A 15,933-nucleotide genomic window follows, 5' to 3' on the forward strand; every position below is an offset into this window, starting at 1 on the left:
TTCTGCTGGCTAATCCACGCGTTACCGTCCCGTCCATTGAGCCAATGTCGATTTGACCAGAGAGCCAACAGGCTCCACACAGGAGAACACCCCGAATGAGTAAATTCCTGGACAGGTTCCGCTATTTCAAACAGAAAGGCGAAACCTTTGCCGATGGGCATGGACAACTTCTGGATACGAACCGGGACTGGGAAGAGGGTTACCGTCAGCGCTGGCAGCATGACAAAATTGTCCGCTCCACCCACGGCGTTAACTGTACCGGTTCCTGCAGCTGGAAGATTTACGTCAAAAACGGTCTGGTCACCTGGGAAACCCAGCAGACCGACTACCCACGTACCCGCCCTGATATGCCGAACCACGAGCCGCGTGGCTGCCCGCGTGGGGCCAGCTACTCCTGGTATCTCTACAGCGCCAACCGTCTGAAATATCCGCTGATGCGCAAACGCCTGATTAAACTGTGGCGCGACGCGAAAGCGCAGCACAGCGATCCGGTGAACGCCTGGGCGTCCATCATGGAAGACAGCGAAAAAGCGAAAAGCTACAAACAGGCGCGCGGACGCGGCGGTTTTGTGCGCTCTTCCTGGCAGGAGGTGAATGAGCTTATCGCCGCCGCTAACGTCTGGACCGCCAAAACCTTTGGCCCGGACCGCATCGCGGGCTTCTCGCCGATCCCGGCCATGTCGATGGTTTCTTACGCCTCCGGCGCGCGTTACCTGTCGCTTATTGGCGGTACCTGCCTGAGCTTTTACGACTGGTATTGCGACCTGCCGCCCGCCTCGCCGATGACCTGGGGCGAACAAACCGACGTGCCGGAATCCGCCGACTGGTATAACTCCAGCTACATCATCGCCTGGGGTTCTAACGTTCCGCAGACCCGTACCCCGGACGCCCACTTCTTTACCGAAGTGCGCTACAAAGGCACCAAAACCGTCGCCGTTACGCCGGATTACGCCGAAATCGCCAAACTGTGCGACCTGTGGCTCGCGCCCAAACAGGGCACCGACAGCGCGATGGCGCTGGCGATGGGCCATGTGATGTTGCGTGAATTCCACCTCGACAAACCGAGCCAGTATTTCACCGATTACGTGCGCCGCTACACCGACATGCCGATGCTGGTGATGCTCGAAGCGCGCGACGGCTTCTACGCCGCGGGCCGCATGCTGCGCGCCTCGGATCTGGTCGATAATCTGGGCCAGGAAAATAACCCCGAGTGGAAAACCGTCGCGTTCGATAACCGCGATGGCGATATGGTCGCGCCGAACGGCTCTATCGGCTTCCGCTGGGGCGAAAAAGGCAAATGGAACCTGGAACAGCGCGATGGCACCACCGGTGAAGAGACCGAACTGCGTCTCTCGCTGCTGGGCCACCACGACGAGGTGGCAGAGGTTGGCTTCCCGTACTTTGGCGGTGAAAGCAGCGAACATTTCAACAGCGTGAAGCTTGAAAACATTCTGCTGCATAAACTGCCGGTGAAACGCCTGCAGCTTGCCGACGGCTCCAGCGCGCTGGTGGCGACGGTCTACGACTTAACGCTTGCCAACTATGGTCTGGATCGCGGTCTTGGCGATGCCAACTGCGCGGCGAGCTACGACGACGTGAAAGCCTACACCCCGGCCTGGGCCGAACAGGTGACCGGCGTGCCGCGCGCGCAGATTATCCGTACCGCACGCGAATTTGCCGATAACGCCGATAAGACCCATGGCCGTTCGATGATCATCGTCGGTGCCGGTATGAACCACTGGTATCACATGGACATGAACTACCGTGGGCTCATCAATATGCTGGTGTTCTGCGGCTGCGTCGGTCAGAGCGGCGGCGGCTGGGCGCACTATGTGGGCCAGGAGAAACTGCGTCCGCAAACAGGCTGGACGCCGCTGGCGTTCGCGCTGGACTGGAACCGTCCGCCGCGCCATATGAACAGCACGTCGTTCTTCTACAACCACTCCAGCCAGTGGCGCTACGAATCCCTGACGACCGACGATCTGCTGTCGCCGCTCGCGGATAAGTCGCGCTACAGCGGCCATCTGATTGACTTTAACGTGCGCGCCGAGCGTATGGGCTGGCTGCCGTCCGCGCCGCAGCTTGGCACCAACCCGCTGCGCATCAAAGCCGCGGCGGACGCCGCCGGCATGAGCCCGGTGGATTACACCGTGAACGCGCTGAAATCGGGCGACATTCGCTTTGCGGCCGAAGAGCCAGAAAACGGCAAAAACCACCCGCGCAACCTGTTCGTCTGGCGCTCCAACCTGCTGGGTTCTTCCGGTAAAGGGCATGAGTACATGCTCAAATACCTGCTCGGCACCGAAAACGGCATTCAGGGCAAAGATTTGGGCCAGCAGGGCGGCGTGAAGCCGGAAGAGATCGAATGGCAGGACAACGGCCTTGACGGCAAACTGGATCTGGTGGTGACGCTCGATTTCCGCCTCTCCAGCACCTGTCTCTATTCCGATATCGTGCTGCCGACCGCCACCTGGTATGAGAAAGACGATATGAATACTTCGGATATGCATCCGTTTATTCATCCGCTTTCCGCCGCGGTGGACCCGGCCTGGGAATCCAAAAGCGACTGGGAGATTTACAAAGGCATCGCGAAGAAATTCTCCGAGCTGTGCGTCGGCCATCTCGGCGTGGAAACCGACGTCGTCACGCTGCCTATTCAGCACGACTCCGCCGCCGAACTGGCGCAGCCGCTCGATGTGAAAGACTGGAAAAAAGGCGAATGCGACCTGATCCCCGGCAAAACCGCGCCGCACATCATCGCGGTACAGCGCGACTACCCGGCGACCTATGAGCGCTTCACCTCCATCGGCCCGCTGCTGGAGACCATCGGCAACGGCGGCAAGGGCATCGCCTGGAATACCCAGAGCGAAATGGATCTGCTGCGCAAGCTTAACTACACCAAGCAGGACGGCCCGGCCAAAGGCCAGCCGATGCTGAACACCGCGATTGACGCCGCCGAGATGATCTTAACGCTCGCGCCGGAAACCAACGGCCAGGTGGCGGTAAAAGCCTGGGCGGCGCTGAGTGAATTCACCGGCCGCGACCATACGCATCTCGCGCTGAACAAAGAAGAAGAGAAGATTCGCTTCCGCGATATCCAGGCGCAGCCGCGCAAAATCATCTCCAGCCCCACCTGGTCCGGGCTTGAAGATGAGCATGTCTCGTACAACGCCGGTTATACCAACGTTCACGAGCTGATCCCGTGGCGCACGCTCTCTGGTCGTCAGCAGCTCTATCAGGATCACCCGTGGATGCGCGATTTCGGCGAGAGCCTGCTGGTGTATCGTCCGCCGATCGACACCCGTTCGGTGAAAGCCGTAATGGGGCAGAAATCCAACGGCAACCCTGAGAAGGCGCTGAACTTCCTGACGCCGCACCAGAAATGGGGCATTCACTCCACCTACAGCGACAACCTGCTGATGCTGACGCTGTCGCGCGGCGGCCCGATTGTCTGGATGAGCGAAGTCGACGCGAAAGATCTCGGCATTGCGGATAACGACTGGATTGAAGTGTTTAACGCCAACGGCGCGCTGACCGCCCGTGCGGTGGTAAGCCAGCGTGTGCCTGCCGGGATGACAATGATGTACCACGCGCAGGAACGCATCGTGAATATTCCGGGCTCGGAAATCACCGGCCAGCGCGGCGGTATTCATAACTCGGTGACGCGCATCAGCCCGAAACCGACGCATATGATTGGCGGCTATGCGCAACTGGCCTACGGCTTTAACTACTACGGCACCGTCGGCTCTAACCGCGATGAGTTCGTGGTAGTACGTAAGATGAAGAACATTGACTGGTTGGACGGCGAAGGCAACGACCAGAAACAGGAGAGCGTAAAATGAAAATTCGTTCACAAGTCGGCATGGTGCTGAACCTTGATAAGTGCATCGGCTGCCACACCTGTTCGGTGACCTGTAAAAACGTCTGGACCAGCCGCGAAGGGATGGAATACGCCTGGTTCAACAATGTCGAAAGCAAGCCGGGCGTCGGCTTCCCGAACGACTGGGAAAACCAGGAGAAGTGGAAGGGCGGCTGGGTGCGCAAAATCAACGGCAAACTGCAGCCGCGCATGGGCGGCCGCGGGATGCTGCTCGGCAAAATTTTCGCCAACCCGCATCTGCCGGGCATCGACGATTACTACGAGCCGTTCGACTACGACTATCAGCATCTGCATAACGCGCCGGAAGGCAAACACCAGCCGATTGCCCGTCCGCGCTCGCTGATTACCGGCCAGCGGATGAACAAAATCGAAGCGGGCCCGAACTGGGAAGAGATCCTGGGCGGCGAGTTCGAAAAACGTTCGCAGGACAAAAACTTCGAGAACATGCAGAAGGCGATGTACGGCCAGTTCGAAAACACCTTCATGATGTATCTCCCGCGCCTGTGCGAGCACTGCCTGAACCCCGCGTGCGTGGCGACCTGCCCGAGCGGCGCGATTTACAAACGTGAAGAAGACGGCATCGTGCTGATTGACCAGGACAAATGCCGCGGCTGGCGTATGTGCATCACCGGCTGCCCGTACAAAAAAATCTACTTCAACTGGAAGAGCGGGAAGTCCGAGAAGTGCATCTTTTGTTATCCGCGTATCGAAGCGGGGATGCCGACGGTCTGCTCCGAAACCTGCGTAGGCCGCATTCGCTACCTCGGCGTGCTGCTGTATGACGCGGACGCCATCGAACAGGCGGCGAGCACCGAGCATGAAACCGATCTCTATCAGCGCCAGCTGGATGTGTTCCTCGACCCGAACGATCCGGCGGTTATTGAACAGGCGCTGAAAGATGGCGTGCCGCAGAGCGTGATTGACGCGGCGCAACAGTCGCCGGTGTGGAAACTGGCGATGGACTGGAAGCTGGCGCTGCCGCTGCACCCGGAATACCGCACGCTGCCGATGGTCTGGTACGTGCCGCCGCTGTCACCGATTCAGTCTGCCGCCGACGCGGGCGAGCTGGGCCGCAACGGCATTCTGCCGGATGTCGACAGCCTGCGCATTCCGGTGCAGTACCTGGCGAACCTGCTGACCGCGGGCGATACCGCGCCGGTGCTGCTGGCGCTGAAACGCATGCTCGCGATGCGTCACTACAAACGTGCGGAAACCGTTGACGGCGTGAACGATACCCGCGCGCTGGAAGAGGTGGGGCTGACCGAAGCGCAGGCGCAGGAGATGTACCGTTACCTGGCGATCGCGAACTACGAAGACCGCTTCGTGGTGCCGTCGAGCCACCGTGAACTGGCGCACGACGCGTTCCCGGAACGTAACGGCTGCGGCTTCAGCTTTGGCGACGGTTGCCACGGTTCGGACAGCAAATTCAACCTGTTCAACAGCCGCCGCATCGACGCCATCGACGTGACGGTGAAAACGGAGCCGCGCCAATGACCGAACTGCTGATTATCTCCCGCCTGCTGGAGTACCCGGATGCTGCCCTGTGGCAGCATCAGCAGGAGCTGTTTGACGCGCTGACAGAGACGCAGCATCTGTCGCTGCAAAACGCCCATCATCTGGGCGTCTTTATCCGCGATCTGTTGCAGGAAGATTTGCTGGATGCGCAGGCGGCCTACGGCGAACTGTTCGGCCGCGGCCGCGCCACGTCGCTGCTGCTGTTCGAACATGTGCATGGTGAATCGCGCGATCGCGGGCAGGCGATGGTGGATCTGCTGGCGCAGTATGAGCGCGCGGGGCTTGTGCTCGACAGCCGCGAGCTGCCGGATCATCTGCCGCTCTATCTGGAGTATCTGGCGCAGCGTCCGGCGCACGAGGCGATTGACGGCCTGCGGGATATCGCGCCGATTCTGGCGCTGCTCGGCGCGCGTCTTAAACAGCGTGAAAGCCGTTACGCGGTGCTGTTTGATCTGCTGATTGCGCTTTCTGACACGCAGGTGGATACCCACAAAGTGAGCGAGAAAATCGCCGATGAGGCGCGCGACGACACACCGCAGGCGCTGGATGCCGTCTGGGAAGAAGAGCAGGTGAAATTCTTCGCCGACCAGGGCTGCGGCGAATCTGACATCGCCGCGCACCAGCGCCGCTTCGCCGGAGCGGTCGCTCCGCAATATCTGAATATCTCTGCCGGAGGACAGCAATAATGCACTTCCTGAATATGTTCTTCTTTAGTATCTACCCGTACATTGCCGGTACGGTATTTCTGGTGGGCAGCTGGCTGCGTTACGACTACGGGCAGTACACCTGGCGCGCCGCCTCCAGCCAGATGCTGGACCGCAAAGGGATGAACATGGCCTCAAACCTGTTTCATTTCGGTATCCTCGGGATTTTCTTCGGCCACCTGTTCGGGATGCTGACGCCGCACTGGATGTACGAATCGTTCCTGCCAATTGCCGTGAAACAGCAACTGGCGATGATCGCAGGCGGGATCTTCGGCGCGATGACGCTCGTTGGCGGCCTGCTGCTGCTGAAGCGTCGTCTGTTCAGCCCGCGCGTGCGCGCGACCTCGACCGGCGCTGATATTCTGATCCTGGCGCTGCTGCTGACGCAGTGTACGCTTGGTCTTATCACCATTCCGTTCTCCGCCCAGCATATGGACGGTAGCGAGATGATGAAACTGGTGGGCTGGGCGCAGAGCGTGGTGACGTTCCGCAGCGGCGCGGCTGAACATCTGGACGGCGTGGCGTTTATCTACCGCGTGCATCTGGTGCTCGGTATGACGCTGTTCCTGGTGTTCCCGTTCACGCGTCTGGTGCACGTCTGGAGCGCGCCGGTCGAGTATCTGACCCGCAAATACCAGGTAGTACGCGCGCGTCGCTAAGCTTTTTTCCGCAACGCCAAACGCCAGTCCCGTCGGGCCTGGCGTTTTTTTTACGGCTTTACAGGCCGTTACGGCGTTGCCCGCTTCTCTTTCTTTCCCTGATTTTCACCAGGCTAAAAAACGCTTTTACCAGTGATGCCCATCATCAGGCCAGTGGCTCCTCCTCGTGCTGGGCTGGCTGAATCGACCGCGCCGTTCTGCTCTGGCGGCGAAATTCGCCCGGCGGCATGCCCGCGTGTTTCGTGAAGGCGACGCTGAACGCGCTCGCCGACTGGTAGCCTGTGCGCAACGCAATCTGTTCGATGTTATCCTGGCCACTCGTCAGGGCTTTTCTGGCAAGCGACATCCGCCAGAAGAGCAGGTATTGCATGGGCGACATGCCGACGGTCTCGCTGAAGGTGGCGAAAAAAGCGGAGCGGGACATCGCGCACTCTCGGGCGAGATGCGCGATTTGCCAGTCCGCGCCGGGCTTATCATGGATGAGATGCAGCGCTGTAGCGATCTTTTCGTGTTGTAACCCGCGCAGAATACCCGCCGTTTTCGCGAGCTCCGGATCGCTTCGCAACGATTCCACCAGCAACAGTTGCAAAAGATGCGTCATCACCACGTCACGTCCGGGCCGCCGGTTCCTGCTTTCATCCAGCAGGAGTTCAAAGAGCGTGACGAAACGACGCTGTCCTTTGATCAGAATTTCATTCGGTAGTAACGCGACGATAAGCGCTCTGTCCGGCGTGTCGAATTCACAGTGCCCCACATTCATCAGAAGCTCAGCCGGGCCCGTCGTTGCACCAATTCTCACGTGTCCATCGCTGAGGAGCGTTGGCACGGAGATATCGACAGGAGGCGTGGTGCCCGTGCTGGTGTTTTCAAAGGTGTAAGTGGCAGGGATCAGCATAAAATCGCCGGCCACCAGCCGCACGGGCGCTTTACCGTTAATGTGCATCAGGCATTCGCCCTGCAACACGGCGCAGTAAAACGCCTCGCCGGCAGACTCGCGGAGAATACGCCACTGACCTGCGCCTTCAACGAGTTTTGCGCGCGTTGGCCTGGGGTTAAGCAAAGCAACAATATCGGTTAACGGATCGGTCACTGGACGCTCTCTAAAGTTAAGCGGACTTCTGATTATATATTGTCCAGCTGGCGGCGGCTATGATTGCTGCTCTTGCCAACAGAGAGGATTAACCATGTCAACTGCACTGATTACCGGATGCTCTTCAGGTTTTGGGCTGGCCACAGCACAACTTTTTTTAGACAAAGGCTGGAATGTGATTGCCACCATGAGAACACCCGATCCGTCGCTTTTTCCTGAAAGTGACAGGCTGACAATTTTGCCGCTGGATATTACGTCTGAGGAGAGTATTCGTGCCGTGGTGAAAAGGGCGGGCGCGATCGATCTGCTGGTGAATAATGCAGGCGTCGGCGCGCCGGTCCCGGTTGAACTGACGCCGCTTGCCACCGCGCAGCAGTTAATGAACACCAATGTTCTGGGCACGCTGTTATTGACTCAGGCCTTTCTCCCGCAAATGAGAGAACAAAAATCAGGGGTGATCATCAATGTGTCGTCCTCTATCACCACCAAAGCGATGCCGCTGATTGGGCTTTATCGTGCCAGTAAAGCGGCGCTGAATGCCTGGAGCGAGTCATTAGCCCTTGAGGTTCGCCCCTTTGGTATTCGCGTTCATGTGGTGTTACCGGGGCGCTCGCCTGAAACGAAGTTTGGTGAAAACGCTAGGGCGTATTTTGGCGGGCGGGACGATCTGGCGTATGGAAATATGGTGGATGAATTTATCCGCATGGCGGGCGATGCCGGCTCGCCCGTGACGCACGCAGCCGATGTAGCGAACGCTATTTTTGCCGTGGCTCGCGATAAAAACACGCCGCTCTACACCGCGGCGGGTGAAGATGCCCTGCAATTTCTTACCGAAGCGCAGCAACATTCCCCGTTTGCTTGCTAATTAGCCGGGCGAAGGTGTGAAGGCACTGTAGGGTGGATAAGCGAAGCGCATCCATCGAAAGCAGATGATGCGACATGCTATTTCTCTGTCGCTCGACTCGAACCTTGTCGACGCTTCTCATCCTTCCCCGGTCCATAGCATATGCAAGATGGGAGAGTGTATGAGTCTGGGGAGATATTTGAAAGAGATGGTGGTGGGGGAAGGATTCGAACCTTCGAAGTCTGTGACGGCAGATTTACAGTCTGCTCCCTTTGGCCGCTCGGGAACCCCACCACGGGGTAATTCATATTGTAGAGGTACTGCGTGAAATGGTGGTGGGGGAAGGATTATTCGTCGCTTCGCTCCTCACCCTTCGGGCCGTTGCCTGCGGCAACGTTGTCTCGCTATCGCTCGACTCGAACCTTATCAAAGGTTCTCACCCTTCCCCTGTAAGTTTTCTTATGAAGTAAACTTTACAAGGTAACCACGGTGCAGTGGTTGAAAATGGTGGTGGGGGAAGGATTCGAACCTTCGAAGTCGATGACGGCAGATTTACAGTCTGCTCCCTTTGGCCGCTCGGGAACCCCACCACGGGGTAAAACGCTTTATTACGCATTATCGTAGCAAGGAAGGATTATTCGTCGCTTCGCGACTCACCCTTCGGGCCGTTGCCTTCGGCAACGTTCTCTCACTACGCTCGAGTCGAACCTTCGAAGTCGATGACGGCAGATTTGCAGTCAGCTCCCTCATGTACGCTCGGGAACCCCACCACGGGGTAATGCGTTGTACTGGCCTGCCTCCGCTGCGGGAAGCGGGGCGCATCATACCAAATGTCGCGCCCCTGTAAAGCCTTCCGTTAGCGAATAACGATTGTTTGCGTACTTTTTGCCCGTAACGTTTTAAACCTAAACAGAAACGGGCAATGCCCTACAGAATAATCGTGCGGTTACCGTAAACAAACACGCGCTGAGCCAGCACCTGATACAGGGCGCGGCTGAGCACGTTTTTCTCAACGTCACGGCCCGCGCGCATCATATCTTCCGCCGTGTAGGTGTGATCCACATGAATCACGTCCTGCATGATGATCGGGCCTTCATCCAGATTGTCATTCACATAGTGCGCGGTAGCGCCGATGATTTTCACGCCGCGCTCGTAGGCCTGGTGATAAGGGCGCGCGCCAATAAACGCCGGCAGGAACGAGTGATGAATATTAATAATCTTGTTCGGGAAGCGGGCGACGAAATCTGGCGTCAGGACGCGCATGTATTTCGCGAGAACCACGTAATCCGGCTCGTGCGCCGCGATGGCGTCTGCCATCTGTTTATCGTGCGCTTCGCGGGTCAGCCCTTCATGGCTTACCAGTTCAAACGGAATATCGAAACGCTCAACCAGCGGGCGCAGCGTTTCATGGTTGCCGATGACCGCAGCGATGTCGACATCCAGACCGCCGTAGTTGGCTTTCATCAGCAAATCACCGAGGCAGTGCGCCTCTTTGGTCACCAGAATGACGATGCGGCGGCGTCCGGCCGGGTTCAGCTCGCGAACGGAACCTGCAGGCAGCGCGCTGTCGAGATCGGCAAGCAGTGTGGCGTCGTTAAAAATCCCTTCCAGCTCGGTACGCATGAAGAAGCGACCGGTGCGGTGATCGACGAACTCATTGTTCTGCACAATGTTCAGCTCGTGCTTGTAGCAAATATTGGTGATGCGCGCGATGAGCCCTTTCTGATCCGGGCAGATGGTACGCAGTACTTTACGTTGTAATGCTTGCATTGCAGGGGTGATCCTGTTGAAGGTTTGCCAGTGTGTTGTCAGTCAGCGGTTTATTGCCCGCAACACTTTTTAAATTTTTTCCCGGAACCGCACGGGCACGGATCGTTGCGCCCGAAAACCGGACGGGTGCCGTCGATATAGTACCAGCGGCCCTGTTCACTGAGAAAACGCGACCGCTCGATAATTGCGCCCGATTTGCCATTTTCCTGGAAACGCGCCACAAAACTGACGTACGCTTCGTTTTCGGTATGACCAGGCGCTTCTTCAAAAATCGTCAGGCCAAGCCACTGTGTATGGGCAAAACCCGCTTCAATATCGGCGCGAAAACGGTCTGCCTGGCAGGCGGGATGCCAGGTCTTTATCAAATACTCCGCATTTTTCATCACGAAAGCGCAGTAGCGAGAGCGCATAAGCTGTGATGCCAGGGCTGCGCTCTTGTTACCAGAAAGATAAGGCTGGCAACATAGGCTATACTCCAGAGCGCTACCGCAAGGACAAAGTTGCGACACGATTTCTCCTTGAGGACAAAATTAAGGCGTTAAACGCCACAGCGGCACTATGTTAACCGAGCGACGGCCTTGATGCCACGCCGCCGCCAGAGATGCAGACTTTTACGCCCGTGGCGCCTGATGCCTGGGCGAACACACACAGCAAGGCTTAGCCTTACACAAAGGTATAAAATAAAGTATTCACATGCTGCAGTTTATCTTTTGGTCACAGGGCACTATCACTCCCGCTATATTGCGCCAGGCGCAAAAGCGTTATGTTTCTTCCTGTTGCGCTGACATTCTTCGGGCAATTCTGACAGGCACAGCCCGCCTGAGCATGCCAAACTTGGCAACAAGTCATTCAGGGGGGGAGAGATGACGCAACCATTAGCCGGCAAACAGATCCTCATCGTTGAAGATGAAGCCGTTTTTCGTTCAATGCTTGATGCATGGCTATCATCGCTGGGCGCGCAGACCCATCTTGCTGAAGATGGCGTTGACGCGCTGGAGCAAATGCACGACGCCGCGCCCGATCTGCTGATTTGCGATCTGGAAATGCCGCGCATGAATGGCCTGAAGCTGATCGAGCGTCTGCGCAACGACGGCAATCAAACCCCGATTCTGGTCATCTCCGCGACGGACAATATGGCGGATATCGCCAAAGCGCTGCGCCTTGGCGTGCAGGATGTGTTGCTAAAACCCGTCAAAGATTTTAACCGGCTGCGTGAAACCGTTTACGCCTGTCTCTATCCCAACATGTTTAATTCGCGCGTTGAGGAAGAAGAGCGGTTGTTTCAGGACTGGGACGCGCTGGTCAATAATCCTCACGCCGCCGCTAAGCTGCTGAAAGAGTTGCAGCCGCCGGTGCAGCAGGTGATGTCGCACTGCCGGGTGAATTATCGCCAGTTAGTCGCCGCGGATGAACTGGGACTGGTGCTGGATATTGCGCCAATTTCCGACAACGACCTGGCGTTTTATTGCCTGGATGTGACGCGCGCTGGCGACAACGGCGTGCTGGCCGCGCTGTTATTACGCGCATTATTTAATGGTTTGCTTCAGGAACAACTCTCGCAACAGCGGCAGCGTTTACCCGAGCTTGGGGCTTTACTTAAGCAGGTAAATCAATTGTTGCGCCAGGCAAATTTGTACGGGCAATTTCCTTTGCTGGTCGGTTATTACCACAGCGAATTAAAAAACCTCATATTAGTCTCAGCCGGTCTTAACGCGACGTTAAATACCGGAGATAACCAAATTCAGCTCAGTAATGGTGTCCCTTTGGGCACTCTGGGTAATACTTACTTAAATCAAATCAGCCAGCGCTGCGAAGCCTGGCAGTGTCAGGTCTGGGGTGCAGGTGGTCGCTTAAGACTCATGTTGTCTGCAGAATGAGCATTTGATTTATCTGATGCAGATAGCTTTTCCAGGCTGTCTGCACGGGTGGTAATATCGCGTCAGTTTTCTTCGTATTTGTCCTAAATTGCCATGACGTAAGGGTATTCAGACTCTTTCCCCATTTTTTAACTGATATACTCGAACGCGTTTTTAATTGACGAACAAGTGTGAAACTTGAACAGTCCAGGAGAATATTCAATGGCTGCCATTAATTCGAAAGTGAAAAAAGCAGTAATCCCTGTTGCGGGATTAGGAACCAGGATGTTGCCGGCCACGAAGGCGATTCCAAAAGAGATGCTGCCGCTGGTGGATAAACCGTTAATTCAGTATGTGGTTAATGAGTGTATTGCCGCTGGCATTACTGAGATTGTTCTGGTCACTCACTCCTCAAAAAATTCCATCGAAAACCACTTCGATACCAGTTTTGAACTCGAAGCGATGCTGGAAAAACGCGTGAAGCGCCAGCTGCTGGAAGAAGTGCAGTCTATCTGCCCGCCGCACGTGACCATCATGCAGGTGCGTCAGGGCCTCGCAAAAGGTCTGGGCCATGCGGTGATGTGCGCGCATCCGGTTGTCGGCAACGAGCCGGTAGCGGTCATTCTGCCAGACGTTATTCTCGATGAATTTGAATCCGACCTCTCCCAGGACAACCTGGCAGAAATGATCAAACGTTTCGATGAGACTGGCCGCAGCCAGATCATGGTTGAGCCGGTAGAAGACGTGACTGCCTACGGCGTGGTGGACTGCCAGGGCGCGCAACTGCAGCCGGGCGACAGCGTACCGATGGTGGGCATCGTTGAGAAACCGAAAGCCGACGTGGCGCCGTCCAACCTCGCGGTTGTTGGTCGTTACGTGCTCGGCGCGGATATCTGGCCTCTGCTGGCGAAAACGCCTCCGGGAGCAGGTGATGAGATCCAACTGACCGACTCCATCGCGATGCTGATGGATAAAGAAACCGTCGAGGCGTACCACATGAAAGGCAAAAGCCACGATTGCGGTAACAAACTGGGTTACATGCAGGCCTTTGTGGAATACGGAATTCGCCACAATACGCTGGGTGAAGAGTTCAAAGCCTGGCTTAACGACACCGTCGGCGACAAGAAGTAATTAATCACCCGGGACAACGTAATGAAAGTAACCGTATTTGGTATTGGCTATGTGGGGCTGGTACAGGCCGCTGTACTGGCGGAAGTTGGTCATGACGTTATGTGTATTGACGTCGACGCCAACAAGGTTGAAAACCTGAAGAAAGGGGTTATCCCTATCTATGAACCAGGCCTCACGCCGCTGGTGAAGAAAAACTACGAAGAAGGGCGTCTGCATTTCAGCACTGACGCCGCAGAAGGCGTAAACCACGGCGTGATGCAGTTTATCGCCGTAGGCACGCCGCCTGATGAGGACGGCTCTGCCGACCTGAAATATGTTACTGCTGTGGCGCGCACTATCGCCCAGCATATGACCAGCCATAAAGTCGTGCTGGATAAATCTACCGTTCCGGTTGGCACGGCGGATAAAGTCCGTCAGGTAATGAGCGAAACGCTGAAAGCGCGCGGTGTGGATTTCCCATTCGATGTGGTTTCCAACCCCGAATTCCTCAAAGAGGGCGCCGCGGTTGCCGACTGCATGCGTCCTGAGCGTATCGTGGTTGGGACGGACAACGACGACGTGGTCGAACTGCTGCGTGAGTTGTATGAGCCGTTCAACCGCAATCACGATCGCATGATCCTGATGGATATCCGCAGCGCCGAGCTGACGAAATATGCCGCCAACTGCATGCTGGCAACCAAAATCAGCTTCATGAACGAGATCTCAAACCTGGCTGAGCGCCTGGGCGCGGATGTCGAGAAAGTGCGTCAGGGCATCGGCTCCGATTCCCGTATCGGCTACCACTTTATCTATCCTGGCTGCGGCTACGGCGGCTCCTGCTTCCCGAAAGATGTTCAGGCGCTGATCCGCACTGCTGAGCATATCGGTTATGTGCCGCGCCTGCTGAAAGCGGTGGAAGACGTCAACAACGATCAGAAGATGAAGCTGCCAGAATTTATTCGTCGTCATTTCGGCGAGAATCTGGAAGGTAAAACCTTCGCGGTCTGGGGACTTTCTTTCAAACCAAATACTGACGATATGCGCGAAGCCTCAAGCCGCGTGCTGATGGAAGAGCTGTGGAAACATGGCGCCACCGTTCAGGCTTACGATCCGGAAGCGATGGATGAAACCCAGCGTATTTACGGTCATCGTGCAGACTTGCGTTTGATGGGCACCAAAGAAGCGGCGCTGCAGGGCGCGGACGCGTTGATTATCTGCACCGAGTGGCAGGCATTCCGCGCGCCGGATTTTGATTTCATCAAAAATTCCCTGAAAGAACCGGTTATCTTTGATGGCCGTAACCTGTATGATCCGGCAAGGCTCAGCAAACGCGGCTTTGTTTATTATGCAATCGGCCGTGGAGCATCCATTAACATTGCATAATTAATGAGGATCGTATGAAATTTCTGGTTACCGGCGCAGCGGGCTTTATTGGTTTTCATGTTAGCGAACGTCTGCTGGCAGCCGGTCACCAGGTTATCGGTATCGATAACCTGAATGACTATTATGACGTCAACCTCAAACTTGCCCGCCTCAATCTTCTTAAACAACACACTGCTTTTTATTTCGAAAAAATTGATCTGGCAGACCGTCAGGCAATGGAAACGTTATTTGCACAGCATCAGCCGCAACGCGTCATTCATCTTGCCGCACAGGCTGGCGTGCGTTATTCACTGGAAAATCCTCATGCCTATGCGGATGCCAACCTGACCGGGCATTTAAACGTGCTGGAAGGTTGCCGCCACCATAAGGTTGAACATTTATTATACGCATCTTCCAGCTCCGTTTACGGTCTTAACCGTAAAATGCCATTTTCTACTGACGACTCTGTCGATCATCCGGTTTCTTTATATGCGGCGACCAAAAAAGCCAATGAGCTGATGTCGCATACTTATTCGCATCTGTATGGCTTGCCGACCACAGGGCTGCGCTTTTTCACCGTATATGGCCCCTGGGGGCGTCCGGATATGGCGCTCTTTAAATTTACGCAGGCAATTGTCAAAGGCAGCAGCATTGATGTTTATAATCATGGCCAGATGCGACGCGATTTTACTTATATCGACGATATTGCTGAGGCGATTGTCCGGTTGCAGGATGTTATTCCGCAGGCAGACCCGCAGTGGACCGTGGAAAACGGTTCTCCGGCCACCAGTTCCGCGCCGTACCGTGTTTATAATATCGGCAACAGTTCTCCCGTTGCGTTAATGGATTATATTTCCGCCCTGGAAAAAGCGCTGGGCAAAGAAGCGCAGAAAAATATGCTGCCGATGCAACCGGGTGATGTGCTTGAGACGAGTGCTGACACCTCCGCACTCTATGAGGTGATCGGGTTTAAGCCGCAGACCAGCGTGGAAGAGGGCGTTAAACGCTTTGTGACGTGGTATAAAGCGTTTTATAACGTAGAGTCGTAGTCCTCCACTGTTATTGTCTCAAATCGCCTCTCGCTTGTTATGAGAGGCTTTAAAACAAAAAACCCGCCGAGGCGGGTTTTTTAATACAGCACCA

The 15,933-nt window shown here is 56.1% G+C and carries 12 protein-coding genes, 2 tRNA genes and 2 other RNA genes; 9 read left to right on the top strand and 7 right to left on the bottom strand.

What is annotated here, in order from left to right; translation table 11 throughout:
• The first annotated feature begins 95 nt into the window (after positions 1 to 95).
• The 4 genes from G6041_RS03840 to narI are packed head-to-tail and all read left to right on the top strand — an operon-like array spanning position 96 to position 6,758.
• Positions 96 to 3,842 carry a nitrate reductase subunit alpha gene (locus G6041_RS03840; protein ID WP_012124550.1) on the top strand — a complete coding sequence of 1,249 codons (3,747 nt, stop codon included), beginning with the start codon at positions 96 to 98 and terminating at the stop codon, positions 3,840 to 3,842.
• Complete coding sequence (narH, locus tag G6041_RS03845) at positions 3,839 to 5,374, top strand: nitrate reductase subunit beta (RefSeq protein WP_007890044.1); 1,536 nt, start codon at positions 3,839 to 3,841, stop codon at positions 5,372 to 5,374. The genes G6041_RS03840 and narH overlap by 4 nt, the downstream gene beginning before the upstream one ends.
• Complete coding sequence (gene narJ, locus G6041_RS03850) at positions 5,371 to 6,081, top strand: nitrate reductase molybdenum cofactor assembly chaperone (RefSeq protein ID WP_012124551.1); 711 nt, start codon at positions 5,371 to 5,373, stop codon at positions 6,079 to 6,081. Before narH ends, narJ begins: the two co-directional genes overlap by 4 nt.
• A complete protein-coding gene (narI, locus tag G6041_RS03855; protein WP_004386024.1) occupies positions 6,081 to 6,758 on the top strand; it encodes a respiratory nitrate reductase subunit gamma in 678 nt (225 codons plus the stop codon). Before narJ ends, narI begins: the two co-directional genes overlap by 1 nt.
• A gap of 145 nt (positions 6,759 to 6,903) precedes the next feature.
• Here narI and G6041_RS03860 read toward each other — a convergent pair whose 3' ends face one another.
• Positions 6,904 to 7,848, bottom strand: a complete 945-nt coding sequence (locus tag G6041_RS03860; protein WP_012124552.1) for an AraC family transcriptional regulator — start codon at positions 7,846 to 7,848, stop codon at positions 6,904 to 6,906.
• A gap of 94 nt (positions 7,849 to 7,942) precedes the next feature.
• Between G6041_RS03860 and G6041_RS03865 the strand changes: the two genes are divergently transcribed.
• The gene (locus G6041_RS03865; protein ID WP_012124553.1) at positions 7,943 to 8,713 is read left to right on the top strand and encodes an SDR family oxidoreductase; all 771 of its coding nucleotides are present in this window, start codon (positions 7,943 to 7,945) and stop codon (positions 8,711 to 8,713) included.
• A 188-nt stretch (positions 8,714 to 8,901) separates the two neighbouring features.
• Here the strand turns inward: G6041_RS03865 and G6041_RS03870 are convergent.
• The 6 genes from G6041_RS03870 to G6041_RS03895 form a co-directional block, all read right to left on the bottom strand.
• A tRNA-Tyr gene (locus G6041_RS03870) sits at positions 8,902 to 8,986 on the bottom strand.
• A 36-nt stretch (positions 8,987 to 9,022) separates the two neighbouring features.
• Positions 9,023 to 9,153, bottom strand: a non-coding RNA gene (locus G6041_RS03875) — RtT sRNA.
• 44 nt (positions 9,154 to 9,197) lie between these two features.
• A tRNA-Tyr gene (locus tag G6041_RS03880) sits at positions 9,198 to 9,282 on the bottom strand.
• Between the two features lie 28 nt (positions 9,283 to 9,310).
• Positions 9,311 to 9,451, bottom strand: a non-coding RNA gene (locus tag G6041_RS03885) — RtT sRNA.
• A 168-nt stretch (positions 9,452 to 9,619) separates the two neighbouring features.
• On the bottom strand, positions 9,620 to 10,462 hold the full coding sequence (gene purU / locus G6041_RS03890) for a formyltetrahydrofolate deformylase (RefSeq protein WP_004384993.1): 843 nt from the start codon (positions 10,460 to 10,462) through the stop codon (positions 9,620 to 9,622).
• Between the two features lie 50 nt (positions 10,463 to 10,512).
• Positions 10,513 to 10,971: a YchJ family protein gene (locus G6041_RS03895; protein WP_015386618.1), complete on the bottom strand. Its 459-nt coding sequence runs from the start codon at positions 10,969 to 10,971 to the stop codon at positions 10,513 to 10,515.
• A 354-nt stretch (positions 10,972 to 11,325) separates the two neighbouring features.
• On the opposite strand from G6041_RS03895, the gene rssB reads away from it, so the two are divergent.
• The 4 genes from rssB (at position 11,326) to G6041_RS03915 (ending at position 15,839) form a co-directional block, all read left to right on the top strand.
• Positions 11,326 to 12,339, top strand: coding sequence for a two-component system response regulator RssB (gene rssB, locus G6041_RS03900; protein ID WP_004384995.1), 1,014 nt, complete (start codon positions 11,326 to 11,328; stop codon positions 12,337 to 12,339).
• 201 nt (positions 12,340 to 12,540) lie between these two features.
• A complete protein-coding gene (gene galU / locus G6041_RS03905; RefSeq protein ID WP_007850600.1) occupies positions 12,541 to 13,449 on the top strand; it encodes a UTP--glucose-1-phosphate uridylyltransferase GalU in 909 nt (302 codons plus the stop codon).
• A gap of 21 nt (positions 13,450 to 13,470) precedes the next feature.
• On the top strand, positions 13,471 to 14,811 hold the full coding sequence (locus G6041_RS03910) for a UDP-glucose dehydrogenase family protein (protein ID WP_004384996.1): 1,341 nt from the start codon (positions 13,471 to 13,473) through the stop codon (positions 14,809 to 14,811).
• A 14-nt stretch (positions 14,812 to 14,825) separates the two neighbouring features.
• Positions 14,826 to 15,839 (top strand): NAD-dependent epimerase, encoded by a 1,014-nt coding sequence (locus G6041_RS03915; RefSeq protein WP_012124557.1) that lies wholly within the window; start codon positions 14,826 to 14,828, stop codon positions 15,837 to 15,839.
• Positions 15,840 to 15,933 lie beyond the last annotated feature (94 nt).

The sequence above is a fragment of the Cronobacter sp. HA18003 genome (genome assembly GCF_011605905.1).
Lineage (GTDB): Bacteria > Pseudomonadota > Gammaproteobacteria > Enterobacterales > Enterobacteriaceae > Cronobacter > Cronobacter sakazakii.